20 protein-coding genes are annotated in these 24,153 nt (G+C 73.9%); 14 read left to right on the top strand and 6 right to left on the bottom strand.

Translation table 11 applies throughout. From position 1 onward, the window contains the following. Positions 1-175: 175 nt before the first annotated feature. A complete protein-coding gene (locus AB0C22_RS10410) occupies positions 176-1,801 on the top strand; it encodes a DAK2 domain-containing protein (protein WP_219468241.1) in 1,626 nt (541 codons plus the stop codon). Continuing rightward, a complete protein-coding gene (recG, locus tag AB0C22_RS10405) occupies positions 1,798-4,002 on the top strand; it encodes an ATP-dependent DNA helicase RecG (protein WP_219468245.1) in 2,205 nt (734 codons plus the stop codon). The genes AB0C22_RS10410 and recG overlap by 4 nt, the downstream gene beginning before the upstream one ends. A gap of 129 nt (positions 4,003-4,131) precedes the next feature. Here recG and AB0C22_RS10400 read toward each other — a convergent pair whose 3' ends face one another. The 4 genes from AB0C22_RS10400 to AB0C22_RS10385 all read right to left on the bottom strand — a co-directional run bounded on the left by AB0C22_RS10400 (position 4,132) and on the right by AB0C22_RS10385 (position 7,930). After that, positions 4,132-4,902 carry a MerR family transcriptional regulator gene (locus AB0C22_RS10400; protein ID WP_357534591.1) on the bottom strand — a complete coding sequence of 257 codons (771 nt, stop codon included), beginning with the start codon at positions 4,900-4,902 and terminating at the stop codon, positions 4,132-4,134. Positions 4,903-4,932: 30 nt separating this feature from the next. Then, positions 4,933-5,694, bottom strand: a complete 762-nt coding sequence (locus AB0C22_RS10395; protein WP_357534589.1) for an ABC transporter permease — start codon at positions 5,692-5,694, stop codon at positions 4,933-4,935. Then, entirely contained in the window at positions 5,691-6,566 is an 876-nt protein-coding gene (locus AB0C22_RS10390; protein ID WP_255597919.1) for an ABC transporter ATP-binding protein, read from the bottom strand. Before AB0C22_RS10390 ends, AB0C22_RS10395 begins: the two co-directional genes overlap by 4 nt. 98 nt (positions 6,567-6,664) lie before the next feature. Beyond that, a complete protein-coding gene (locus AB0C22_RS10385) occupies positions 6,665-7,930 on the bottom strand; it encodes a cell wall anchor protein (RefSeq protein WP_357534587.1) in 1,266 nt (421 codons plus the stop codon). Between the two features lie 306 nt (positions 7,931-8,236). On the opposite strand from AB0C22_RS10385, the gene rsmD reads away from it, so the two are divergent. From rsmD to AB0C22_RS10340, 9 genes are all read left to right on the top strand, one after another. Further along, a complete protein-coding gene (gene rsmD, locus AB0C22_RS10380; RefSeq protein ID WP_219468253.1) occupies positions 8,237-8,800 on the top strand; it encodes a 16S rRNA (guanine(966)-N(2))-methyltransferase RsmD in 564 nt (187 codons plus the stop codon). Continuing rightward, positions 8,797-9,282 (top strand): pantetheine-phosphate adenylyltransferase, encoded by a 486-nt coding sequence (gene coaD / locus AB0C22_RS10375; RefSeq protein ID WP_219468256.1) that lies wholly within the window; start codon positions 8,797-8,799, stop codon positions 9,280-9,282. Before rsmD ends, coaD begins: the two co-directional genes overlap by 4 nt. A gap of 175 nt (positions 9,283-9,457) precedes the next feature. Beyond that, positions 9,458-9,955 carry a hypothetical protein gene (locus tag AB0C22_RS10370; RefSeq protein ID WP_208567212.1) on the top strand — a complete coding sequence of 166 codons (498 nt, stop codon included), beginning with the start codon at positions 9,458-9,460 and terminating at the stop codon, positions 9,953-9,955. Positions 9,956-10,065: 110 nt separating this feature from the next. Next, entirely contained in the window at positions 10,066-10,629 is a 564-nt protein-coding gene (locus tag AB0C22_RS10365) for a YceD family protein (RefSeq protein WP_208567211.1), read from the top strand. Between the two features lie 5 nt (positions 10,630-10,634). Beyond that, complete coding sequence (gene rpmF / locus AB0C22_RS10360; RefSeq protein WP_088646032.1) at positions 10,635-10,808, top strand: 50S ribosomal protein L32; 174 nt, start codon at positions 10,635-10,637, stop codon at positions 10,806-10,808. 114 nt (positions 10,809-10,922) lie between these two features. Further along, the gene (locus tag AB0C22_RS10355) at positions 10,923-11,945 is read left to right on the top strand and encodes a phosphate acyltransferase PlsX (RefSeq protein WP_219470756.1); all 1,023 of its coding nucleotides are present in this window, start codon (positions 10,923-10,925) and stop codon (positions 11,943-11,945) included. 108 nt (positions 11,946-12,053) lie between these two features. Further along, positions 12,054-12,851, top strand: coding sequence for a ribonuclease III (gene rnc / locus AB0C22_RS10350; RefSeq protein ID WP_357534585.1), 798 nt, complete (start codon positions 12,054-12,056; stop codon positions 12,849-12,851). After that, positions 12,844-13,701: a bifunctional DNA-formamidopyrimidine glycosylase/DNA-(apurinic or apyrimidinic site) lyase gene (gene mutM, locus AB0C22_RS10345; RefSeq protein ID WP_219468259.1), complete on the top strand. Its 858-nt coding sequence runs from the start codon at positions 12,844-12,846 to the stop codon at positions 13,699-13,701. The genes rnc and mutM overlap by 8 nt, the downstream gene beginning before the upstream one ends. Before the next feature lie 223 nt (positions 13,702-13,924). After that, positions 13,925-16,144, top strand: coding sequence for an MMPL family transporter (locus tag AB0C22_RS10340; RefSeq protein ID WP_357534583.1), 2,220 nt, complete (start codon positions 13,925-13,927; stop codon positions 16,142-16,144). Between the two features lie 123 nt (positions 16,145-16,267). Here AB0C22_RS10340 and AB0C22_RS10335 read toward each other — a convergent pair whose 3' ends face one another. Then, complete coding sequence (locus AB0C22_RS10335) at positions 16,268-17,173, bottom strand: endo alpha-1,4 polygalactosaminidase (RefSeq protein WP_357534581.1); 906 nt, start codon at positions 17,171-17,173, stop codon at positions 16,268-16,270. A 107-nt stretch (positions 17,174-17,280) separates the two neighbouring features. Beyond that, positions 17,281-19,062 (bottom strand): CAP domain-containing protein, encoded by a 1,782-nt coding sequence (locus AB0C22_RS10330; protein WP_357534579.1) that lies wholly within the window; start codon positions 19,060-19,062, stop codon positions 17,281-17,283. A 374-nt stretch (positions 19,063-19,436) separates the two neighbouring features. Between AB0C22_RS10330 and AB0C22_RS10325 the strand changes: the two genes are divergently transcribed. The 3 genes from AB0C22_RS10325 (at position 19,437) to AB0C22_RS10315 (ending at position 24,147) form a co-directional block, all read left to right on the top strand. Beyond that, positions 19,437-19,631, top strand: a complete 195-nt coding sequence (locus AB0C22_RS10325; protein WP_067305353.1) for a hypothetical protein — start codon at positions 19,437-19,439, stop codon at positions 19,629-19,631. 290 nt (positions 19,632-19,921) lie between these two features. Then, positions 19,922-23,530: a chromosome segregation protein SMC gene (gene smc, locus AB0C22_RS10320; RefSeq protein ID WP_357534576.1), complete on the top strand. Its 3,609-nt coding sequence runs from the start codon at positions 19,922-19,924 to the stop codon at positions 23,528-23,530. Next, complete coding sequence (locus tag AB0C22_RS10315; protein WP_357534574.1) at positions 23,530-24,147, top strand: HAD-IA family hydrolase; 618 nt, start codon at positions 23,530-23,532, stop codon at positions 24,145-24,147. Before smc ends, AB0C22_RS10315 begins: the two co-directional genes overlap by 1 nt. Positions 24,148-24,153: the final 6 nt, after the last annotated feature.

Here is a 24,153-nt window from a genome sequence, read left to right as displayed (position 1 = left end):
CCCGTCCCGGCCCCCTGTGGCGGCCAGCCGGCCACCGTGTGGCGGGCAGCTGGTCACCGTCCCGCACGGCGCGCGGACCGGGCCGGCCACCGTCGGAAGGCGTCGCCGCCGGCCGGCCCAGGGACACGCCGGCCGACCCCGGCGGGTGTCGGCCGCCGCCAGTAGGCTTCTGGCCGTGCTGGACACCCTCGACGCCGCCGCGGTACGCCGCTGGTGCGCGAGCGGTCTCGCCGCGCTGCGCCGGCACCAGGGTGAGATCGACGACCTCAACGTCTATCCCGTGCCCGACGGGGACACCGGCACCAACCTCGTGCTCACCCTCACCTCGGCCCAGCAGGCGCTGTCGGTGGGCCTCGGCACCCTGCCGGAGGACGGCGACACCGCGCACGGGCACGCGCTGCGGCTGATGGCCAGGGGTGCGTTGCTCGGTGCCCGGGGCAACTCCGGGGTGATCCTCTCGCAGCTCCTGCGCGGGCTCGCCGAGGCACTCGGCGGTGTGCCCACCGTCGCCGGCCGGGCGTTGGCCGGTGCGCTGCGCGACGCCACCACCGCCGCCTACGCCGCGGTGGCCCAGCCGGTCGAGGGCACGGTGCTCAGCGTGGTCGCCGCCGCCGCGACCGCCGCCGAGCAGGCCGACAGCGACGACCTGCGCACGGTGGTCCGGGCCGCCGCCGGGGAGGCGGCCCGCGCGCTGGCCCGTACCCCCGACCAGTTGCCCGCGCTGGCCCGTGCCGGGGTGGTCGACGCCGGTGGCCGGGGACTCTGCCTGCTGCTCGACGCCCTGGTCGAGGTGGTCACGGGGGAGCCTGCGGCCGGGCCTGCGCCGGTGACCCGTCCGGCCCGTGGGCCGCTGACCGCCGTCCGGGAGACCGGCTCCTCCGACTACGCCTACGAGGTGCAGTTCCTGCTCGACGCGCCGCACGAGGCGGTGACCCGGATGCGCGCCGAGCTGGCCACGCTGGGCGACTCGCTGGTGGTGGTAGGTGACGCCGGTACGCCGGCGGAGTCCGGCACCTGGAACGTCCACGTCCACGTCAACGACGTCGGGGCGGCCGTCGAGGCCGGGGTGGCCGCCGGCCGGCCGTACCGGATATCGGTGACCCGGTTCGCCGACCAGGCCGCGCCGGCCCGGCGACCCGGCCCCGCCGCCGACGGCCGGGCGGCCGTGGTGGTCGCGCCCGGCGTCGGCATCGCCGAGCTGTTCGGCGGGGAGGGCGCGACGGTGGTGCCGGGCAACCCGTCCACCGGCGAGCTGCTGGACGCGATCCGGGCCACCGCCGCCGCCCGGGTGGTGGTGCTCCCCAACGACCCGAACACCCAGGCGGTGGCGAACGCCGCCGCCCGGGAGGCGCACCGGCTCGGGGTGGAGGTGAGCGTGGTGCCGACCCGCTCGCCGGTGCAGGCGCTCGCCGCGCTCGCCGTCCGCGACCCGCAGCGCCGGTTCGCCGACGACGTCATCGCGATGGCCGAGGCCGCCGGTGCCTGCCGGTACGCCGAGGTGTGCCACGCCAGCCGGGAGGCGCTCACCGTGGCCGGCCCGTGCCGCCCCGGTGACGTGCTGGCCCTGGTCGAGGGGGAGGTCCACCTGATCGGCAGCGACCTGGTCGACACCTGCGCCGCCGTGGTCGACCGGATGCTCGGCGGCGGCGGTGAACTGGTCACCCTGCTCACCGGCGCGGACGCCCCCGCCGGCCTCGCCGAGGCGGTCCGGGCGCACGTGACCCGGCGCTGGCCCTTCGTCGAGGTGCAGGCGTATTCGGGTGGGCAACCGCACTATCCGCTCCTGGTGGGGGTCGAATGACGACGTCCGAGCCGGCCACGGTGGACACCGCGCTCACCAAGCTGGTGGGGGAGAAGACCGCCAAGGCGCTCGCCGGTCACCTCGACCTGCACACCGCCGGTGACCTGATCTACCACTTCCCGCGCCGGTACGACGAGCGCGGCGAGCACACCGACATCCGTTCGTTGGACGTCGGTGAGCAGGTCACCGTCCTGGCCCAGGTGCAGCGCACGGCGGTCCGCCCCATGCGGCAGCGGCGGGGCAACCTGCTGGAGGTGACCGTCGGCGACAACTCCGGCGGGACGCTGACGCTCACCTTCTTCGGCAACCAGGCGTGGCGGGAGCGGGAACTGCGCCCCGGCCGGTGGGGGCTGTTCGCCGGCAAGGTCACCGAGTTCCGGGGCAAGCGGCAGCTCAACGGCCCGGAGTACGTCCTGCTCGGTGAGGGGGGCGAGGGTGAGGTGGCGGCCTCCGAGGAGGTCGAGGAGTTCGCCGGGGCGCTGATTCCGGTCTACCCGGCCGCCGCAGCCGTGCCGACCTGGGTGATCGCCCGCTGCGTCCGGGTGGTGCTGGACACCGTCACCCCGCCGGACGACCCGCTGCCCACGCCGATGCGGGTCGGCCGGAAGCTGGTCGGCATCGACACCGCGCTGCGCGAGATCCACCGGCCGTCCAGCAAGGAGGAGCTGTACCGGGCCCGCCGCCGGCTCAAGTGGGACGAGGCGTTCGCCGTGCAGCTGACCCTGGTGCAGCGCAAGCTGCGGTCGGCGTCCTCGCCGGCCACCCCGCGCCCCGCGAAGGCGGGTGGCCTGCTCGACGCGTTCGACGCCCGGCTGCCCTACGAGCTGACCCCCGGCCAGCGTGACGTCGGCGTCGAGATCGCCGCCGACCTGGCCACCCCGCACCCGATGCACCGGCTGTTGCAGGGCGAGGTCGGTTCCGGCAAGACGGTGGTGGCGTTGCGGGCGATGCTCCAGGTGGTCGACGCGGGAGGTCAGGCGGCACTGCTCGCCCCGACCGAGGTGCTCGCCGCCCAGCACCACCGGGGCATGCTCGACCTGCTCGGCCCGCTGGCACAGGCCGGTGAGCTGGGGGCGGCCGACGACGCGACCCGGGTGGAGCTGGTCACCGGCTCGCTGGGCGCGGCAGCCCGACGGCGGGCCCTGGCCGAGGTGGCGCAGGGGCGGGCCGGCATCGTGCTCGGCACCCACGCCCTGCTCTACGAGGGGGTCGACTTCGCCGACCTGGGCCTGGTGGTGGTCGACGAGCAGCACCGTTTCGGCGTGGAGCAGCGCGACGCCCTGCGCGCCAAGGCCGACCAGCCACCGCACGTGCTGGTGATGACCGCCACCCCGATCCCCCGCACGGTGGCGATGACCGTCTACGGCGACCTGGAGACCTCCACCCTGTCCCAGTTGCCGCAGGGACGCTCCCCGATCGCCTCGCACGTGGTGCCGGTGGCGGAGAAACCAGCCTTCCTGGACCGGGCCTGGCGGCGGGTGCGCGAGGAGGTCACCGCCGGCCACCAGGCGTACGTGGTGTGCCCGCGCATCGGCGAGGGGCCGGCGGCCGAGGAGGAGCCACCCCGCGAGGACGACAACGGACGACGTCCACCGCTGGCGGTGACCGAGGTGGCGCCGCTGCTCGCCGAGGGGCCGCTGCACGGGCTGCGGATCGGCGTCCTGCACGGGCGGCTGCCCGCCGACGAGAAGGACGCGGTGATGCGGTCCTTCGCCGACGGCGACCTGGACGTGCTGGTCGCGACCACGGTGGTGGAGGTCGGCGTGAACGTGCCCAACGCCACCGTGATGATCGTCCTGGACGCAGACCGGTTCGGTGTCTCCCAGCTGCACCAGCTGCGGGGGCGGGTCGGCCGGGGCGCGGCCCCCGGGCTCTGCCTGCTGGTCAGCGAGGCGGCCGAGGGTTCGTCGGCGCGGGAACGGTTGGACGCGGTCGCCTCCACCACCGACGGGTTCAAGCTGGCCGAGCTGGATCTGGAGCAGCGCCGGGAGGGTGACGTGCTGGGGGCGACCCAGTCCGGTCGTCGCTCGCACCTGCGGCTGCTGTCCCTGCTGCGCGACGCCGACCTGATCCGGGACGCCCGCGCCGAGGCGCTCACCCTGGTCGAGCAGGACCCGCAGTTGGCGCGGCACCCGGCGCTGGCCGCCTCGGTCGCCGCCCTGGTCGACGAGGAACGCGCGGAATACCTGGAGAAGGGCTGACCGCCGCCCCCGGGCGTGGGGGACGGCGGTCGGCCGTCGGGGTGCCGGTCGACCCGTCGGCCGGCGTCCCCGGGACGGGGGGCTACCGCCCGGCGGCGTCCCCCGGACGGAGGGCTACCGCCCGGCGGCTCAGGGGCGGCGTTTCTCGACGACGGTCCAGCCGGTCCAGCCCCGGTCGGCGACGAGTCTGCGCAGTCGCCTGACGACGGGATGGGCGGCGTCGGCGAACGAGTCCATCAACCGGACGAACGCGGGGTCCGGGGTGACGTCCTCCTGCATCTCCAACTCCCCGGCGGCCTCCGCCTGCGCGAACAGGTCGGCCATCAGGTCGGCCGTCTCGTGCAGCAACTCCTCGTCCTGCCAGTTCTCGGCGACCCGGCCGATCAGCCGGTAGAGCTGGATGACCTGGGGGTTGTCCAGCTGGGCCACCTTGTCGGCCATCAGCCCCTTGATGGCGTCCGGCCACCGCGCCGCCATCAGGATCCACCCGTCGCGTTCGGCCTCGACGGCGACCGGTGGCACCCCGGCGGCGCGGAGCCGGTCCAGGTAGTCGACCACCTCCGCGGGGACGGCGAGGGTGTCACCGCCGCTGAGCCGGGCGATCCGCCGTCGGTGCTCCTGCAGCGCCCGGATCTGGGCCCGCAGCTGGCGGTCGATCTCGGCGGTGGCGGCGGTGAACGTCTCCGCGTCGGCGTCGAGCAGTTCGCGGACCCGGGCCAGCGGGACGCCGGCCTCGGCGAGGGTCCGGATCCTCACCAGCCGGACCACCGCAGCCGCGTCGTACGTCCGGTAGCCGGAGGCGTCGCGTTCCGGCTCCGGCAGCAACCCGATCTGGTGGTAGTGCCGTACGGCGCGGATGGTCACCCCGGCGTAGGACGCCAACCGTCCGATCGTCAACATGGCCTCAGCCTGCCCGACCCGGGAGCACCGTCAACCGACCTTGCGGTGGTGGACGACCATCGCGCCGGCGTACGCGAGGACGAGGAGGCCGGCGCACCAGGCGAGCGCGGTCCAGATGTCGCCGCCCACCGGCTGGCCGGCGAACAGGGCGCGGATCGTGTTCACGATGGACGTCACCGGCTGGTGTTCGGCGAACGCGCGCACCGGGCCGGGCATGGTGTCGGTGGGCACGAAGGCCGAGCTGACGAACGGCAGCAGGATGAGCGGGTAGGAGAACGCGCTCGCACCGTCGACGGAGGTGGCGGTGAGGCCCGGGATGACCGCGAGCCAGGTCAGCGCCAGGGTGAACAGCAGCATGATGCCGGCGACCGCCAGCCAGCCCAGCACGCCGGCCCCCGAACGGAAGCCCATGGCCAGCGCCACCAGCACCACCACCACGAGTGAGATCAGGTTGGCCACCAGCGAGGTCAGCACGTGCGCCCAGAGCACGGCCGAGCGGGCGATCGGCATGGACTGGAACCGTTCGAAGATGCCGCCCTTGAGGTCCAGGAAGAGCCGGTAGGCGGTGTAGGAGATGCCGGAGACGACGGTGATGAGCAGGATGCCGGGCAGCAGGTAGTTGACGTACCGGTCGGACCCGGTTTCGATCGCGCCGCCGAACACGTAGACGAAGAGCAGCAGGAACGCGATCGGCATGATCGCGGTGGTGATGATGGTGTCCGGGCTGCGGCTGATGTGTCGCAGTGACCGCCCCAGCAGGGCGGCGGTGTCACCGAGGAAGTGTCTGGTCATCGGGGTTCCTCAACTGCTCGTGCCGTCGGGGCGACGGCGTCCACGGTGTCGTCGGTGCGGGTGCGGGTGCGGGTGCTGGTGCCGTCGTCGCCGCCGTCGCCGACGATGGCGAGGAACACGTCCTCCAGGGTGGGCTGCTTCTCGACGTACTCGACGGTGGCGGGCGGGAGCAGCCGGCGGAGTTCGGCGAGCGTGCCGTCGGCGATGATGCGCCCGTGGTGCAGGACGGCGATCCGGTCGGCGAGCTGCTCTGCCTCGTCGAGGTACTGCGTGGTGAGCAGCACCGTCGTGCCCTGCCGGGCGAGTTCCCGGACGGCCTGCCACACCTCCAGCCGGCCCTGCGGGTCGAGCCCGGTGGTCGGTTCGTCGAGGAAGATCACCGGCGGGTCGCCGATGAGGCTCATCGCGATGTCGAGGCGACGGCGCATCCCACCGGAGTACGTGCCCACCCGCCGGCCTCCCGCCTCGGTGAGCGCGAAGCGGCCGAGCAGGTCGTCGGCGACCCGACCGGGGTCGCGCAGGTGGCGCAGCCGGGCGACCAGCACCAGGTTCTCCCGGCCGGTGAGGATCTCGTCGACGGCGGCGAACTGGCCGGTGAGGCTGACGGACTCCCGTACCCTCGCCGCCCGGGTGGTGACGTCGAGACCGTGCACGTGGGCCGTCCCGCCGTCGGGTTTGAGCAGGGTGGCCAGGATGCGTACCAGGGTGGTCTTCCCCGCCCCGTTGGCGCCGAGCAGGGCGAGGATGCTGCCCGGTGCCACGTCGAGGTCCACCCCGCGCAGCACGCGCAGTTCCCGGTAGGACTTCGTCAGGCTCCGGACCTGGATGGCGGGCCCGCGGGCCGGCGACATTGTCGATTGATCGGCTGACATGGCGTCAGCATCCGGGGTTGACGCTGCGGCAGGGTCAAGCCCGAAACGCGCGGGGCGCGTCGACCGGTCGGTCGACGCGCCCCGGGGGCGTGCTGCGGTCAGACGGTGAAGTGGATCCGTCGGCGTCGGGCGACGAGGAAGAGCACCGCGCCGGCCACCAGCAGGGTGGCCGCGCCGGCGGCGATGGCGCCGGCCGCCGCACCGGTCACCGGGAGGCCGCCGTCCTGGTCGCCGCCGCCACCGCCACCACCGGTGGACGGGCAGTCCTCCGGCTGCTCCCACTTCACCGGGCCGCCGGAGTCGAGGTCACCGGTGACGGTGACGGTGAGCCCCTTGGTGGCGGGGAAGCTGACCGTCCCGGTCCGTCCCGGTTCGACGGTGAGCTTCTTCGGCTCGCCCTTGTTGGGGGTGAAGACCGAGGTCAGCGGGGTGCCGTCCTCCGGGTTGCTGATCCGGAAGACCATCTTGTCGCAGCTGGACTCATAGCTGGCGTTGGGCGTGCCGACCTCGGGCTGCTGGCAGTCCTCGGGCTTCTGCCACCCACCGGTGAAGTCCTTCATGCCGGCGGCGGCCACGGTGATCTCCTGCGCCTCCCCGGCGCTGAGCTTGCGGGTCTCGATCTTGCGCAGGGGGACGGTCACCTTCTCGGTGAAGCCACCGCTGCCGGTGATGGTGAACGTCGCCGCGGCGTTGCCGCTGCGGTTGACCAGGGTCAGTTCGACGTTGCCGTCGCAGTCGGACTCGGCGATCACCTCGGGGGCCGCCGAGCAGGTGCCCGAACCGCCGTTGAACCAGGCACGCGGGCCGGTGGAGCGGGCGCCGATGCCGGACGGGCTGCCGACCTTGCGGTCGCCGTACCGGTCACTGGTGTCGGTCAGCGGGTCGATCAGCTTGCTGCCGAAGACGAAGTCGACCTGGGTGTGGCAGTTCGGCACCTCGACGGCGAAGTCGAGGGTGGCCACCCCCAGCTCGCCCGGGGCGACCCCGGTGAACTTCTTGATCGACTTGTCGAGCACGTACTGCGGCACGGCGAACGTCGCCGACGGCGTCACGTACGACACCAGGGCCAGGTCCTGCTCCTCGCCCCGGCAGAGTGGGCCGTTGGTCAGGGTGATCGAGGCGCGGCCCGCCGGACCGTCGAAGGTGTGCGTGTAACGCGCGTCGGCGGCGGCGACACAGGACGACGTGGACTGCCCGCCCGCCGGGGTGGTGGCGGTCGCGCTCGCCGTCGTGGTGGGCGTGGGGGACGGCGAGGGTGAGCTGGCGCCCGCCGGGGTGGTGCAGGCGAGGACCGTGGCCAGGCCGGCCAGGGCGGCGGCGGTCACGGCGAGCGGTCGCCGGAGCGACAGCTGGGGACGGATCACGCGTACTCCCGGGGTGAGGGTGCGTCAGGGCGCGGCGGGGGTGGCGTTGCCTGGTCACGGCGCGTGTCGGGAGCGCCGTGACGACGCCGTGCGACGCCCTGGCCGGCGGAGCGGCACCGGCACCGGGCCGACCCTAGTGGGCCCGTCGATACGGACATAGTGCACGGCGGGCACCGGGAGTGTTGTTATGTATTTGAGATCATTGATTCACTGGGGGTGATGTTTCGGTCACCCGGACGGGGCGCACCGCGCCGCCGGCCCGCGTCGGTGGTCGCGTAGCGTCACAGGCATGCGCAGGGAAAGACGGTGACCCGGATCGTGGCCGGCACGCTCGGCGGTCGGCGGATCGCCGCACCCCCCGGCGCCGGCACCCGCCCCACCTCCGACCGGGTGCGCGAGGCCCTGTTCAGCGCCGTCGCCGCCGAGGTGGACCTGGTCGGCGCGCGCTTCGCCGACCTGTACGCCGGCTCCGGCGCGGTCGGGCTGGAGGCGCTGTCCCGGGGGGCCGAGCACGTGCTGCTGGTCGAGTCCGATCCCCGGGCCGCCCGGGTGATCCGGGAGAACGTCGCCGCGCTCCGGGCCGCCCCGGCCGCCCGGCTGGTCACCGGCAAGGTGGCCGGCGTGCTCGCGGCCGGCCCCGGCGACGCGTCGTACGACGTGGTCTTCGCCGACCCCCCCTACGCGGTGCCGGACACCGAGATCGCCGCCCTCCTGACCGCGCTGGTGGAGCACGACTGGCTCGCCCCCGACGCGCTGGTGGTGGTCGAGCGGTCCACCCGTACCGGCCCGGTCGACTGGGTGCGGGGCATCACCGCCGAACGCAGCCGGCGTTACGGCGAGACCACTCTTTGGTACGGTCGCCGATCATGAGACGTGCGGTGTGTCCCGGCTCGTTCGACCCGGTCACCAACGGACACCTCGACATCATCGGACGGGCCAGCCGGCTCTTCGACGAGGTGATCGTCGGTGTGCTGGTGAACCAGTCCAAGAGTGGCCTGTTCACCGTCGAGGAGCGGATCGACATGCTCCGCGAGGTGACCTCCTCGTACGGCAACGTGCGGGTGGCGTCCTTCCGTGGGCTGCTCGTCGACTTCTGCCGGGCGCAGGAGGCGAGTGTGCTGATCAAGGGCCTGCGGGCGGTCAGCGACTTCGACTACGAGTTGCAGATGGCCCAGATGAACATCGGCCTGGCCGGCGTGGAGACCCTGTTCATGCCGACCAACCCGCTCTACTCGTTCCTCTCCTCCAGCCTGGTCAAGGACGTGGCCAAGTGGGGCGGCGACATCTCCTCCCACGTCCCCGACACCGTCCGGCAGGCGCTCGCGGCCCGGCTCACCACCCCGCGCCCCTGACCGCCCGCCGCCGGCCCACCGACGCCGGGGCGGCGGATCGGAGGCGGGGCGGCGCGTCGTGGCGGGGTGGTGAGGGCGGTGGTGGCCCGGGCACGACATCATGTGGTGCAGCGCCGAAGTCGGGCGCAGGCCGCATCATGTAGGTCGGCAGACGAACGACAGGGGTGAGGTACCGGTGGACCCGCTCGATCGCATCGACGAACTGATCGGCGTGCTGGAGCAGGCGCGCTCCGTCCCGATGTCGCGCAACAACTGCATGGTCGACCGGGGCGAGATGATCGCGGCGCTCGACGAGATGCGCGCCGACCTCCCCGCCGACCTGCGTCGCGCCGCCGCCCTCCTGGAGGAGCGCGACAAGATCATGGATGCCGGTAAGCGGGAGGCCGACCGGATCATCAGCGAAGGTGAGGCGGAACACGCCCGCCTGGTCTCGGTGAACGAGATCACGGTCTCCGCCGAGCACGAGGGGGCCCGGATCATCGCCGAGGCCCGCGCCGAGGCGCAGCGGCTGCGGGAGGAGGTCGACGACTACGTCGACACCGCGCTGGCGAACTTCGAGCAGTTCCTCACCCGGGCGCTGGCGTCGATCGAGCGTGGGCGGGACAAGATGCACGCGCTGCGGGAGATCGGCACCTTCGGTGGGGACGAGGCGGAGCGCCCGCTACCCTTCTGAGCGGCACCTCATCGCACCGACGGACGGGTCGGGCGTCGCCCCCGGTTCGACGATCCGGCGGTCGCCCAGGTAACCTTTTTTGTCGGCCTCTCACCGGCCGGAGTCTGACTATGCCCAAACACTCGCCTTCATCACTCAACCCCAGGGCGCCGCTGGTCCTCGACACGAGGGACCTGCCGCGTCGCCCTGGTGCGTTGCGTACGCATCGGCGGGTCGTGCCGGCACCGGCGGACCTCGGCGGAGAGTTGATCAGCGTGCCGGAGGGTGCGGACCTCGACCTCGACCTGAGGTTGGAGTCGGTGTCCGAGGGCGTGCTCGTCTCCGGGACCATCACCGGTCCCGTCCAGGGCGAGTGCGGTCGTTGCCTGCGCGCGATCGACTACTCGTTGACCGTGAACGTCCAGGAGCTGTACGCGTACGAGAACAGCACCACGGACATCACGACCGACGAGGACGAGGTGGGCCGGATGCAGGACGATCTGATCGACCTGGAGCCGGCGCTGCGGGACGCGGTGGTGCTCACGCTGCCGACCAACCCGCTCTGCCGGGAGGACTGCCCAGGACTGTGCCCCGAGTGCGGGGTGCACTGGGACGATCTGCCGGCCGATCACAGCCACCAGCAGATCGACCCGCGTTGGGCGAGCCTGTCGCAACTGAACCGTACAGAGGAGTAGGAACCGTGGCCGTCCCGAAGCGCAAGATGTCGCGCAGCAACACCCGGTCCCGCCGGGCGAACTGGAAGGCGGCTGTGGTCGCGACCGTGGCCTGCCCGCAGTGCAAGTCCCCCAAGCTGCCGCACGCGGCGTGCTCCGTCTGCGGCACGTACAACGGCCGCCAGGTTCTCGAGGTCTGACCTGGACGCCGAGTGACACCCCCGACCACAGGTCGGGTGGCGCGCGCACCCCGGCGATCGCCCGGTGCCCCGGCTCCCTCCGACGTCGATCGGCCCGCTCCGGCCGGCGTGGCGATGGAGCCGGGCACCGCGCGGATCGCCGTTGACCTCCTCGGCGGGGACGATGCTCCCGCCGTCGTGGTTGACGGCGCTCTGCGGGCGGTGCGTGCCGACCCGGACCTGCACCTGCTGCTCGTCGGCCCGACCGAGGTCGCGGCCGGGGTGGTCGACGCCCTGACCCCGGAGCAACGGACCCGGATCACCATCCGCGCGACCCGTACCGCCGCCGGGCCGGCCGACCACGCGCCACGGGCCGACAGCACCGTCCGCGCGGCCGTGTCCGCCGTCCGCGACGGCGCCGCCGACGCCCTGGTCTCCGCCGGGTCCACCGGCGCCACCGTCTCCGCCGCCGCCCTCGGCTTCGGCCGTTGGGCCGACGTGCGCCGGCCCGCGCTGGTGGCGAGCCTGCCGGCCGTCTCCGGCCCGGTGATCCTGCTCGACGTCGGCGGCTCGCTGGAGCCCCGCCCCGCCACCCTGGCCCGGCACGCCGTGCTCGGCGCGGCCTACGCCGCCGTCGCGCACGCCATCGTCGCACCCCGGGTCGGCCTGCTCTCGGTGGGCACCGAGACCGGCAAGGGGGACCGCCCCCGCCGCACCGCCGACCCCCTCCTCGCCGCCGCCCCACTGCCCTGCGCCGCCCGCTACGTCGGGCTGGTCGAGGGCTACGACGTGACGCTCGGCCTGCGCGCCGACGTGGTGGTAACCGACGGTTTCACCGGTAACGTCCTGCTCAAGGCCATCGAGGGGGCGTACACGATGACCGGGGGCCCACCCGCCGGCGGTGACGCCCCGCGGGCGGCGGCCCTGCTCGGGGTGGCCGGCACCGTGGTGGTCTGCCACGGCGCGGCGACCCCCGACGACGTCGCCTCCGGCATCGCCCTGGCCGCCCACCTGTGGCGTCGCCGGGCCACCGACCGGGTCCGGGAACAGGTCGCCGGCCTGCCGACCGGCGGCGGCACCGACCAGGAGGACCCGCAGGCATCGGCCGGGTCCGATCCTCCCGGTGCGGATCGCCGCGAGCCGAGGAGACGGCCATGAGCACCAGGTGTGCGCCGGCCAGCCTCGCAGTCCTGAACGAACAGGTCACCGGCGTACGGGCCATGAGTCCGCGTACCCCGCCGGCGGGAACGGAGCAGAGGTAGGAGCATGACCAACGACAAGCGGCGGCGCGCGCCCGTCGCCCACCTGGAGACGGCGTTCGGGGTGACCCTCGACCCCGAGCTGCTGGAGCGGGCGTTGACCCACCGGTCGTACGCCTACGAGAACGGTGGGCTGCCCACCAACGAGCGGCTGGAGTTCCTCGGTGACTCGGTGCTCGGCGTGGTGATCACCACCGCGTTGTTCCGCAACCACCCGGACCTGCCCGAGGGGCAACTGGCGAAGCTGCGGGCCAGCGTGGTCAACATGCGTGCCCTGGCCGACGTCGCCCGGGGGCTCGGCCCCGACGGGCTCGGCGCCTACCTGCTGCTCGGCAAGGGGGAGGAGAGCACCGGCGGCCGGGACAAGGCGAGCATCCTCGCCGACACCCTGGAGGCGTTGCTCGGCGCGATCTACCTCCAGTACGGGCTGGACACCGCGGCGGAGGTCATCCACCGGCTGTTCGATCCGCTGATGGCCGAGTCGGCGGGCCGGGGCGCCGCCCTGGACTGGAAGACCAGCCTCCAGGAGCTGACCGCCGCGCTGGGGCTGGGCGTGCCCGAGTACCGGATCGAGGGCACCGGACCCGACCACCTGAAGACCTTCACCGCCTGGGTGGTGGTGGCCGGCAACCGCTACGGCGGATCCGAGGGGCGCAGTAAGAAGGAGGCCGAACAGCGGGCCGCCGACGCGGCCTGGCGGGAGCTGACCGCGCAGGCCGAGCGGGACCGCGCGGAGGCCGCACCACCCGACGCGCAGGAGCCGGCGGCCGACGAGACCGCCGAGGCGGGTCTGGGTCGTGCCTGAACTGCCCGAGGTCGAGACGGTGCGGCAGGGGCTGGCCCAGTGGGTCACCGGTCGACGGATCTCGACGGTGGAGGTGCGCCACCCCCGGGCCGTGCGGCGACACGTCCCCGGCCCGGCGCACTTCGCCGACGTGCTTGCCGGCCGGACGGTGACCGACGTACGCCGGCGCGGCAAGTACCTCTGGCTGCCACTGGACAGCGGTGACGCGCTCGTCGGCCACCTGGGCATGTCGGGGCAGTTGCTGCTCCAGCCGGCCGAGGCGGCCGACGAGCTGCACCTGCGGGTCCGGTTCCGGTTCACCGACGACGGCCCGCAACTGCGCTTCGTCGACCAGCGGACGTTCGGTGGGCTCGCGGTCAGCGAGGGCGGCGCCGTTCTGCCCGCCGAGATCGCGCACATCGCCCGCGACCCGATGGACCCGGAATTCTCCGACACCGGATTCGTCACCGCCCTGCGCCGACGGCGTACGGAGGTCAAGCGGGCCCTGCTGGACCAGACGCTGATCTCCGGGGTGGGCAACATCTACGCCGACGAGGCGCTGTGGCGGGCCCGGCTGCACGGGGCCCGCCCCACCGACGCGGTGACCGCCCCCGCCGCGGGTCGGCTGCTCGGGCACGTACGGGACGTCCTGGCCGAGGCGATCAAGCAGGGCGGCACGAGCTTCGACGACCTGTACGTCAACGTCAACGGGGAGAGCGGCTACTTCGACAGGTCGCTCAACGCCTACGGCCGGGAAGGGGAACCCTGCCGGCGTTGCGGGGCGCCGATCCGCCGGGAGGCGTTCATGAACCGGTCGTCGTACAGCTGCCCGCGCTGTCAGCCCCGCCCCCGGGGTGCCCTCAGGGGGTGACCCCGACCCGGTTCGGGGTTGCACCGGTGTGCCGCGCCGACGGCACTCCGGGCCGGTGCCGGATTTACGCTGATCCACCCGGTCGGTCGTCCCGGGCGGCCCGGCCCGGCCGCCTCCGCGGCGTCCGGGGTGGGCCGGGGCCGATCCCCGATGTGCCCCGGCGTCGCCGTCCCTAGCGTCAGCACGGTCGGCAGGGCGCCGACGGGAAGGGGGCCCGACGGAGATGGGCGGCAGACCGGTGACGGTGCGGTTGGCGCGGTGGAGCGCCGAGCACCCGTGGCGCGCGATCGCGCTCTGGGTGGTCTTCGTGGCGGTGTGTTTCGTCGGTGGCAACGCCGCCGGCCTGAACGAGGCCACCGGCGCGGACCAGGCGATCGGCGAGTCCGGTCACGCCGACGTGATCGTCACCGAGGGAAAGTTCACCGATCCGGCGGTGGAGAACATCCTGATCACCCCGCGTACCGGCACCCTGGACCGGGCCGCCGCGCAGGCCGCGGCGACCGACGCGGCCGACCGGCTGCGGCAGATCACCGGGGTGGCGTCGGTGGGCGAGCCGGTGCCGTCGCGCGACGGTACCGCGCTGCTGGTGCCGGTCACCATGGCCGGCGATCCGGAGACCGCCGCCGACCGGGTGCAGCCGCTGCGTGACGCCACCGCCGCCGCCCAGGCCGCCCACCCGCAGTTGCGGATCGAGCAGGTCGGCGGCCCGTCGATCAACCAGGCCCTGGACGACACCCTGGGCCGGGACTTCAAGCGGGCCGAGTTGCTCAGCCTGCCGGTCACCCTGGCCATCCTGATCGTCGCGTTCGGCGCGCTGATCGCCGCCGGGGTGCCGGTGCTGCTGGCGCTCTCCTCGGTGGCCGCCGCGATGGGGCTGTCCACCCTCGCCTCCCACCTGGTGCCCGCCACCGACACCACCTCCAGCGTGATCCTGCTGATCGGGATGGCCGTCGGGGTGGACTACTCGCTGTTCTACGTCCGACGGGAACGGGAGGAACGGGCCAAGGGCCGGTCCGGGCTGGACGCGGTGGAGATCGCCGCCGAGACCTCCGGGCACGCCGTGGTCGTCTCCGGCTTCGCGGTGATCATCTCGATGGCCGGCCTGATGCTCGCCGACGACGTGGTCTTCTCGTCCCTCGCCGTCGGCTCGATCCTGGTGGTCGCCGTCGCGGTGACCGGCTCGCTGACCGTGCTGCCGGCACTGCTGGCCAAGCTGGGCCGCTGGGTGGACCGCCCCCGGGTGCCGCTGCTGTGGCGGCTCACCGCGCCCCGCACCGGACGGCACGGGCAGCCGGCCCGGCCCCGGTTCTGGCCGGCGGTGCTGCGGCCCGCGCTGCGCGCGCCCCGGGCCACCCTGATCGTCTCGGTGGGGCTGCTGCTCGCCCTGGCCGCCCCGGCGCTCGGCATGAAGCTGAAGTTCCCCGGCATGGAGGACCTGCCCCGGACCACCCCGGCGATGCAGGCGTACGACCGGCTGACCGCCGCCTTCCCGAGCACCGGCACCAGCCACACGGTCGCCGTCCGGGCCCCCGCCGACCAGGCCGAACAGGTGCGCGCCGCGCTGACCGGGCTGGCCCGCACCGCCGCCGCCGACCCGCTGTTCGCCCCCGTGGAGGCGGACGGCCCGAAGATCGAGGTGTCGGCGGACCGCCGGGTGTCGGTGCTGGAGGTGGCCACCCCGTACGCCAGCCGGGACGACCGGTCGGTGAGCTCCCTGCACGAACTCCGCGACGACCTGCTGCCCGCCGCACTGCGTGGCATCCCCGGCGTCGAGTACGCCGTCGGTGGCGGGGTGGCCGCCAGCGAGGACTACGCCCGGCACATCCGGGAGAAGCTGCCGCTGGTGATGGCGTTCGTGCTGGCGCTGACCTTCCTCGTGATGACCTGGACGTTCCGGTCGGTGGTGGTCGCCCTCACCTCGATCCTGCTCAACCTGCTCTCCGCCGGGGCCGCCTACGGCCTGCTGGTGCTGGTCTTCCAGGGCGACTGGGCGCAGGACCTGCTCGGTTTCACCTCGATGGGGGCGATCGTCTCCTGGCTGCCGCTGTTCCTGTTCGTGGTGCTCTTCGGGCTCTCCATGGACTACCACGTCTTCGTGGTCAGCCGGATCCGGGAGGCGGTACGCGCCGGCCGGTCCAACGCCGACGCGGTCGCCTACGGCATCACCTCCTCGGCGGGGGTGGTGACCAGCGCGGCGATCGTGATGGTCGGGGTGTTCGCGATCTTCGCCTCGCTCAGCACGATCGACATGAAGCAGCTCGGCATCGGGCTGGCCGCGGCGATCCTGCTGGACGCCACGATCATCCGGGCGGTGGTGCTGCCGTCGGTGATGACCCTGCTCGGCGAGGCCAACTGGTGGGCGCCCCGCTTCCTGCGCGGGCGCAGCCGGCCCGCCGCCACCCCACCGGCCGGCCCGACGCCGGAGCTGGTCGGGGCACACTGACCGGCCGTTCCACCAGCCCCGGGGCCGCCGCCCTGCCCACTCGCCGCCGGTGACCGCCCTTGCGGGTGGTGCAGCGCCGTGGCCGGCGGCGCGGGTGACCCGGACCGCAGCTCGCGGTCCGGGTCACCCCGGCGTGCCGGGGACCGGCCCGGGGACGGTGGGACAGGGCACGCGCCAGGCGTCCAGGGTGCGGTTCTTGCGGATCGAGGCGAAGCCGTAGCCGACGGTCGTCACGCAGAAACCCGCCGGGTCCCCGGCGTACTCGACCTGGAAGACCGGCTTGTCCGCGTCGGCGAAGGGGAGCAGCTTGGCGCAGCGGCGCAGCCGGACGCACTCCTCGTCGACCGCGAAGTCGAATTCCGGGGCCAGTGCGGCCACCTGCGCGACGTCGCCGACCAGGCCGGGGGAGAGACCCAGGGCCCGGGCCAGCGCGGCGGACCGCCGGTTGAAAGCCAACTGGTCGTCGAAGTCGAGCGGGAAACCCGACCGGTGGGCGTACCCGTCGGCGTCGACGAGGGCCACCGCGCCGAAACCCTTGCCCCGGCAGAGCCGGAACCGGTCGGCCAGGACGGGACGCAGCAGGTCCCACCGCCGGATGTCGACCCACCGGCTCCCGGGCCGCCCGGCCGCACCGCCGCCGACCGCCGCCGGGTAGCGCGCGGCGTCCGGATCCGTCCCGGCGTACGTCCCGACCGGCACGTGACAGATCAGCCGCCGGTCGCGCCGACGCAACGCCCCGGTCTCGGCGGTGCTCACCCGGACCGGGTCGAGGAGGAAGACGTCGGCGTCGACGGTGGTGTCGACCGGGCCGGTGAGCTGCCACTGCCACCGCCACTGCCGGGCCGTGCCGGGCGGCCACGGGGTCGGTGCGCCGGGCGGGCCGAGGTCGGGACGGCAGGCGTACACCGGGGTCAGCAGGGTGAGTGCCAGCGTGGCCGACAGCACCCGGCGGGCCGGGTGGCGCAGCGGTGGCCGGGTGGGCAGCGGCGAGCCGCCGCGCGTCGCGGACGCTGACGGCCGGATGCGCATCGGCGGCTCCCGGGTCCCGTGCGGTACGTCGCACGCCTCACCCGGTCAAACGAGAAGCCCCCGGCGACGACGCGGTCACGTCGTCGCCGGGGGCCGGCCGTCCCCGGTCAGCGCGGGGCGGCGAAGTCCTGCGTCCAGTACGGCCCGTTGCTGTCGGCCACACCCACGCCGATCTCGGTGAACGCGCAGTTGAGGATGTTGGCCCGGTGGCCGGAGCTGTTCATCCAGGCGTCCATCACCGCAGCCGGGGTCTGCTGGTTCCAGGCGACGTTCTCGCCGTAGGTGCGCCAGGTGTAACCGGCCCGGTCCAGCCGCTGGCCGGCGTCGCTGCCGTCGCTGCCGGTGTGCGTCATGTTCTTGTGGTCGGCCTGGTCCTGGCTGTGCTGCTGGGCGGCGAGGGTCAGCTTGGCGTCCACCGTGACGGCGGCGCAGCCGGCCTTGGCCCGTTCGGCGTTGACCAGGTCGACGACCTGCTGGACCTGGCTGCCCCCGCCGCCGCTGACCGCGGCCCGGGTGGTGGTCGCCGCGGTGGGGATGCTGCCGCCCCGGGTGGTCTGCCGGGACGCCGGCTGGGTCCGGCTCGGGGCGGGCGTCGGCGTGACGCTCCGGCTCGGCGACGGGCTCGGCGACGCCGCCGACGGGCTCGGCGACGGGCTGGGGGAGGTCGGGGCGGTGGTGCTCGGTGCGGTGTCCGGGATGACCGGCGCGGTGGCCACCGGTTCGTCGAGGGCGGCCGGGTCGGTGCGCTCGTCGTCGGGCAGCATCAGCGCGCCGATGCCCAGGCTCACCACCAGGGTCGCCGCGGCGGCGGCCCCGCCGATGAGCAGTGGACGCTTCAGCCGGCGACGCGGCCGGCCGGGGCCGGTGGGTGTCGGCCGGACGTTGCCGGTGGGTGTCGTCGGTCCGCCGGCCGGCACGACCGCCGAGGCGAGCGCGGTGGCGTTCCGGTCGGCAGGCCCGCAACCGGCTCCGCTCAGGTACGCCTGCCGCCCGTCCGGTTCGCCCACCCAGGGCCCGTCCTGCCCGGTGGCCGGGTGCGTGTCCCCACCCCACGTCCCGGCCGATTCGCCCTGCCACCGCCCGGTCTGCTCGTCCTGCCACCGGTCGGCCGGCTCGCCGTGCGTGTCCTGCCAGCGGTCGGCGGCATCGCCGTTCCACGGCCCGGCCTGCTCGCCACCCCGCGGCCCGGCCTGCTCGCCACCCCGCGGCCCGGCCTGCTCGCCGTGCCACTGGTCGGTCTGCCCGCCCTGCGTGTCCGGCCACCGGTCGGCGTGCCCGCCCTGCCAGCCACCGGCCGGTTCGCCCTGCCACTGCCCGTCGGTTTCGCCCTGCCACTGCCCGTCGGTTTCGCCGTGCCACGGCCCGGTCGGCGTGTCCTGCCACGAACCGGCGGGCCCGCCCTGCGTGGGACCGGTCTGGTCAGCCTGCCAGCGGTCGGTCCGGTCGTCCTGCCAGGTCCCGGTCGGTCCGTCCTGCCAGGTCCCGGTCGGTTCGTCCTGCCGACGGTCGGTCCGGTCGGCGGTCGGCCACTGCCCGGCGGCCGCTGCGGTCCACCGGCCGGTCGGCTCGTCGCGCCACCGGTCCGCCGGCTCGTTCCGCCACGTTCCGGTCGGTTCCGCCGGGTGCTGGCCGGGTGCCGCGTCGGGCCGGTGGTCACCGGCGGGTGGCGGTCCGGCGGCCCAGCGGTCGGGTCCACCCGCGAAGCGCCCGGCGGAGGTGCCGGCCGGGTCGGGGCCGGTCCGATCCGGGCCGTCCGGCGTCGGGTCGTCACCGAAGAGGTACGCCGAGCGGGGCTCGGGACGGTCGGTCAGCCAGGCCGGGTCGTCCGCCGACGGCTGCGGCCGTCGGTATGCGGCGTCCGGGTCGTTCGGATCGGTCGAGCCGTACACGCCTGTCGCCTCCACGGGTCGGTTGCGGGCCGGGGTGACGCTACGGCGGCAACGGGAACAGCGGCAACGCGGCTAAGGAAGAGTTAAGGCCGGGCAGACATCCAGGGTCACCGTAGCCGCCGGGGAAGGCGTAGAGTCAAGAAGTCCGGACAGAGAGTGTCCGAGCCTTACGGCCCCCGGCGCAGTCGTCAGGGTAGGCGTGTAGATGATCTACGGCCTGCGAGAACTTGACGAACGGCGGATTATCGCTCAATATGTAGGTGTCGCCAGTCGCGCCCAGCCACGCCCGGAACTCGGTGGCCCGGTAGTAGTCGCGAACACGAAATGGGCGCGCGTTGGCCGGCTTTTCCGGCAGCGCATATCAAGGAGTTAGCATGGCGAAGGCCCTGTACGGCCACGTAGGTGCAGCGCCCGACCGGCGTCTGCTCGACGAGGTCACCCGACTGCGTTCCAGGGTGCAGGCCCTGGAGTTCGAGATCACGCGCCTGCGCGCCGACAATGATCGGCTCGCGGCGGCTGCGGCGGAGGTGGACGACCTCCTCCGGCTGGCCGAGCCGGCGCTCACCTGATCTTCGGCACCGCAGAAAACTGAACAGCACCACCGCGAAATAGCGCGCCGACACTTTTTTGTGCCGGCGCGCAGTGCTGTCGCCGGCAATTCTCCCGGGCGTCAATTCGTGATCTTGTCACTCGATGTGGCGTAGCACACCCGATCATTTTCCGGACCGTACGGGGTGCGGCACCGGGGGCCGGGGCGGGTCGCGTGCCGGCCACCGCGTACCGACGGGTTAGTCTGCGGGTTCACCAGGTCCGCGCAGCCCGCGACGCCTGCGGTGGCCACCGGACGAGGATCGGACAGGTGCATCTCAAGAGTCTGACGGTGAAGGGGTTCAAGTCCTTCGCCTCCGCCACGACGTTGAAGCTGGAGCCCGGGATCACCTGCGTGGTCGGCCCGAACGGCTCCGGCAAGTCCAACGTCGTCGACGCGATCGCCTGGGTGCTGGGCGAGCAGGGCGCCAAGGCGCTGCGCGGCGGCAAGATGGAGGACGTCATCTTCGCCGGCACCGCCGGGCGGGCGCCGCTGGGCCGGGCCGAGGTCACCCTCACCATCGACAACACCGACGGCGCGCTGCCGATCGAGTACACCGAGGTCTCCATCACCCGCCGGATGTTCCGCTCCGGCGAGAGCGAGTACGAGATCAACGGCGATTCGTGCCGGCTGCTCGACATCCAGGAGCTGCTCAGCGACTCCGGCATCGGCCGGGAGATGCACATCATCGTCGGTCAGGGCCGGCTCGACGGCATGTTGCACGCCAAACCGGAGGACCGCCGCTCGTTCATCGAGGAGGCGGCCGGCGTGCTCAAGCACCGCAAGCGCAAGGAGAAAGCGCTGCGGAAGCTCGACGCGATGCAGGTCAACCTCAACCGGCTGACCGACCTCACCGCCGAGCTGCGCCGCCAGCTCAAGCCACTGGGCCGGCAGGCCGAGGTGGCCCGCCGGGCCGCCGCCATCCAGGCCAACCTGCGCGACGCCCGGCTCCGGCTGCTCGCCGACGACCTGCACACCCTGCGGGTCACCCTGGACAAGGAGATCGCCGACGAGACGGCGCTGCGGGAGCGGCGCGAACAGATCGAGGGCGAGCACACCGAGGTGCAGGGCCGTCTCGGTGAGCTGGAGGCGGCGCTCGCCGAGGACGCGCCGCTGCTCGCCGCCGCCCAGGACACCTGGTACAAGCTCTCCGCCCTCGCCGAACGGTTCCGCTCGGTGGAGCAGGTGGCCCGGGAACGGCTGCGCCACCTCAGCGCCACCGGCGACGACGAGCGACCCGGCCGGGACCCCGACCAGCTGGAGGCCGAGTCGCAGCGGGTCCGCGAGCAGGAGGAGGAGCTGCGCGCGGCGCTCACCGACGACCAGATCCGGCTCGCCGAGGCCGTCGAGCACCGGCAGGAGCTGGAACGCCAGCTCGCCGCCGCCGAACGGGAACTCGTCGCCGCCGCCAAGGCGATCGCCGACCGGCGGGAGGGCCTGGCCCGGCTGACCGGGCAGGTGAACTCGGCGCGGGCCCGCACCACCAGCGCCGGCGAGGAGATCGACCGGCTCGCCGCCGCGCATGCCGATGCCCTGGCCCGCGCCGACCAGGCCCAGGCCGAGCTGGACGCGGTCGCCGAACAGTCCACCGAGGCCGACCGGGACAACGCCGAACTCGACGACCGGCACGCCGAGGCGGTGGCCGCCCACGAACGGGCCCAGGCCATCGTCCGGGCGTTGACCGACACCGAGCGGGCCGCCGAGAAGGACGCCGCGACGTGGAAGGCCCGCGAGGAGGCGCTCGCCCTGGGCCTGCGCCGCAAGGACGGTGCCGGGGCGCTGCTGGCCCGCGCCGACGAGGTGCCCGGCCTGCTGGGCAGCCTGGCCGGGCTGCTCACCGTCGCCGCCGGCCATGAGGCGGCGCTCGCCGCCGCGCTCGGTGGGCTCGCCGACGCGGTGGCGGTCACCGGGGTGGACGAGGCCGTCGAGGCGATGCGGCTGCTGAAGATCTCCGACGCCGGCCGGGCCGGCCTGCTGGTCGGCGGCCCCGCCGGACCCGGCATGACCGGCTCCGCCGACGCGCTGCGCCCCCGGCTTCCGGAGTCCGCCCGGTGGGCGCCGGACCTGGTGGAGTGCGCCCCCGAGCTGCGTCCCGCCGTACACCGGGCGCTGCGTGACGTGGCGCTGGTCGACGACCTCGCCGCCGCCGCCGAGCTGGTCGCGGACAACCCGGAGCTGCGCGCGGTCACCCCGGACGGCGACGTGGTCGGGGCGTACGCGGCGGCCGGCGGGTCGGCCAAGGCGGCCAGCTTCATCGAGGTGCAGGCCGCCGTGGAGGAGGCCCGCACCAACCGGCTCACCGCTGAACGGACCGGTGCGGAGCTGCGCGACCAGCTCGTCGACGCCCGGGCCGAGGTGGCCGCCGCGAAGGAGGCGGTGCAGCACGCCGCCGCCGCGAAACGGGAGGCGGAGAGCCACCGCAACGCCGCCGCCCGCCGGCTGGCCGAGCTGGGTGCGGCGGCCCGTTCGGCCAGGGCGGAGACCGACCGGCTCGGTGAGAGCCGGTCCCGCGCCGAGGCGGCCCGGGAACGTGACCTGACCGCCCTCGCCGAGCTGGCGGAGCGGCTGCGGCTCGCCGAGGACACCCCGATCGACGCGGAACCCTCCACCGAGGACCGGGACCAGCTCGCCGCGATGGTGCCCCGGGCCCGGCAGAACGAGATGGAGGTCCGGCTCGCGGTGCGTACCGCCGAGGAGCGCGTCGCCTCGATCGCCGGCCGGGCCGACTCGCTGGCCCGGCAGGCCACCGCCGAGCGGGCGGCCCGGGAGCGGGCGGCGGCCCGGCGGGCGGCCCGGACCCGGGGTGCGGCGATCGCCCGGGCCGTGGTCGGCGGGGCCCGTGAGGCACTCACCCGGCTGGGCACCTCCGTCGCGCGCGCCGAGGAGCACCGCGACGCGGTCGCCCGCGAACGCGCCGCCCGGGAAGCCGAACTCCAGGAGGTACGCGGGGCGGCGAAGCGGCTCGGCGCGGAGCTGGAGCGGTTGACCAGCCAGGTGCACCGCGACGAGGTGGCCCGCGCCGAGCAGCGGCTGCGCATCGAGCAGTTGGAAGCCAAGGCCGCCGAGGATTTCGGCCTGGACCTGGAGACCCTGCTCGCCGAGTACGGCCCGGCGCAGCCCGTCCCGCCGACCCCGGTGGACGTCGCGACCGCCGAACGCGACGGCCTGCCGGTGCCCGAGCCGGTCCGCTACGAGCGGCCGGTGCAGGAGAAGCGGGCCGCCAAGGCGGAACGGGAACTGGCCCTGCTCGGCAAGGTCAACCCGCTCGCGCTGGAGGAGTTCGCCGCCCTGGAGGAGCGCTTCAAGTTCCTCTCCGAGCAGCTGGAGGACCTCAAGGCCACCCGGCGTGACCTGCTCACCGTGGTCAAGGACGTCGACGAGCGGATCCTGGAGGTCTTCGCCAGCGCGTTCGCCGACACCGCCCGCGAGTTCGAGCAGGTCTTCACCGTGCTCTTCCCCGGCGGCGAGGGCCGGTTGATCCTCACCGAACCCGACGACCTGCTCACCACCGGCGTGGAGGTGGAGGCCCGGCCACCCGGCAAGAAGATCAAACGGTTGTCGCTGCTCTCCGGTGGTGAGCGGTCGCTGACGGCGGTGGCGATGCTGGTGGCGATCTTCCGGGCCCGGCCCAGCCCGTTCTACATCATGGACGAGGTGGAGGCGGCCCTCGACGACGTGAACCTGGGTCGGTTGATCACGCTGCTGGCCCAGTTGCGGGAGAAGAGCCAGCTGATCGTCATCACCCACCAGAAGCGGACCATGGAGATCGCCGACGCGCTCTACGGCGTGACCATGCGCAGCGGCGTCACCCAGGTGATCAGCCAACGGCTCAACCGGACCGACGACGAGCGGTCCGACCGAACTGAGGAGAATCAGTAGTGGCACGGGAACGGCCGACGGCGCTCCTGCTCGACTTCGACGGCGTGCTGCGCCACTGGGACCCGGCGGTGGCCGCCGGCATCGAGCGGGAGTACGGCCTCTCCGCCGGGGTGCTCGGCGAGATCGCCATGCACTGGGGGCGGCTGCAACCGGTGCTGACCGGTCAGGTCAGCCACGCCGACTGGGTGTCCAGCGTGGCTGACGCGCTGACCGAGTCGGTCGGCCCGGACCGGGCGCGGGCGGCGGTGCAGCAGTGGCAGCGCTACCGGGGTGAGGTCGACGCCGACGTGCTGGCGTTCGTCCGCGAGGTGCGGGCCGCCGGGGTCCGGGTCGGGCTGGGCACCAACGCCACCGACCTGCTCGACACCGACCTCGCCGAGTTGGGCCTGGTCGGCGAGCTGGACGTGGTGGTCAACTCCTCGGTCGTCGGGGTGCACAAGCCGGCGAAGGAGTACTTCCAGGCTGCCTGCGAAGCGCTGGAGACCCCGCCCGCGCGGGTGCTGTTCGTCGACGACGAGGACTGGGCGGTCCGGGGGGCACGGGCGGCCGGGCTGTCGGCGTACCGGTGGAGTGGGCCGGAGGGGCTGCGCTATCTGCGGGCGGCGCTGGGGCTCTGACCCCGG

The sequence above is a fragment of the Micromonospora sp. NPDC048894 genome (genome assembly GCF_040649765.1).
In the GTDB taxonomy this organism is placed as follows: Bacteria; Actinomycetota; Actinomycetes; order Mycobacteriales; family Micromonosporaceae; genus Micromonospora; species Micromonospora antibiotica.
This window is presented reverse-complemented; position numbering and strand designations above follow the sequence as displayed.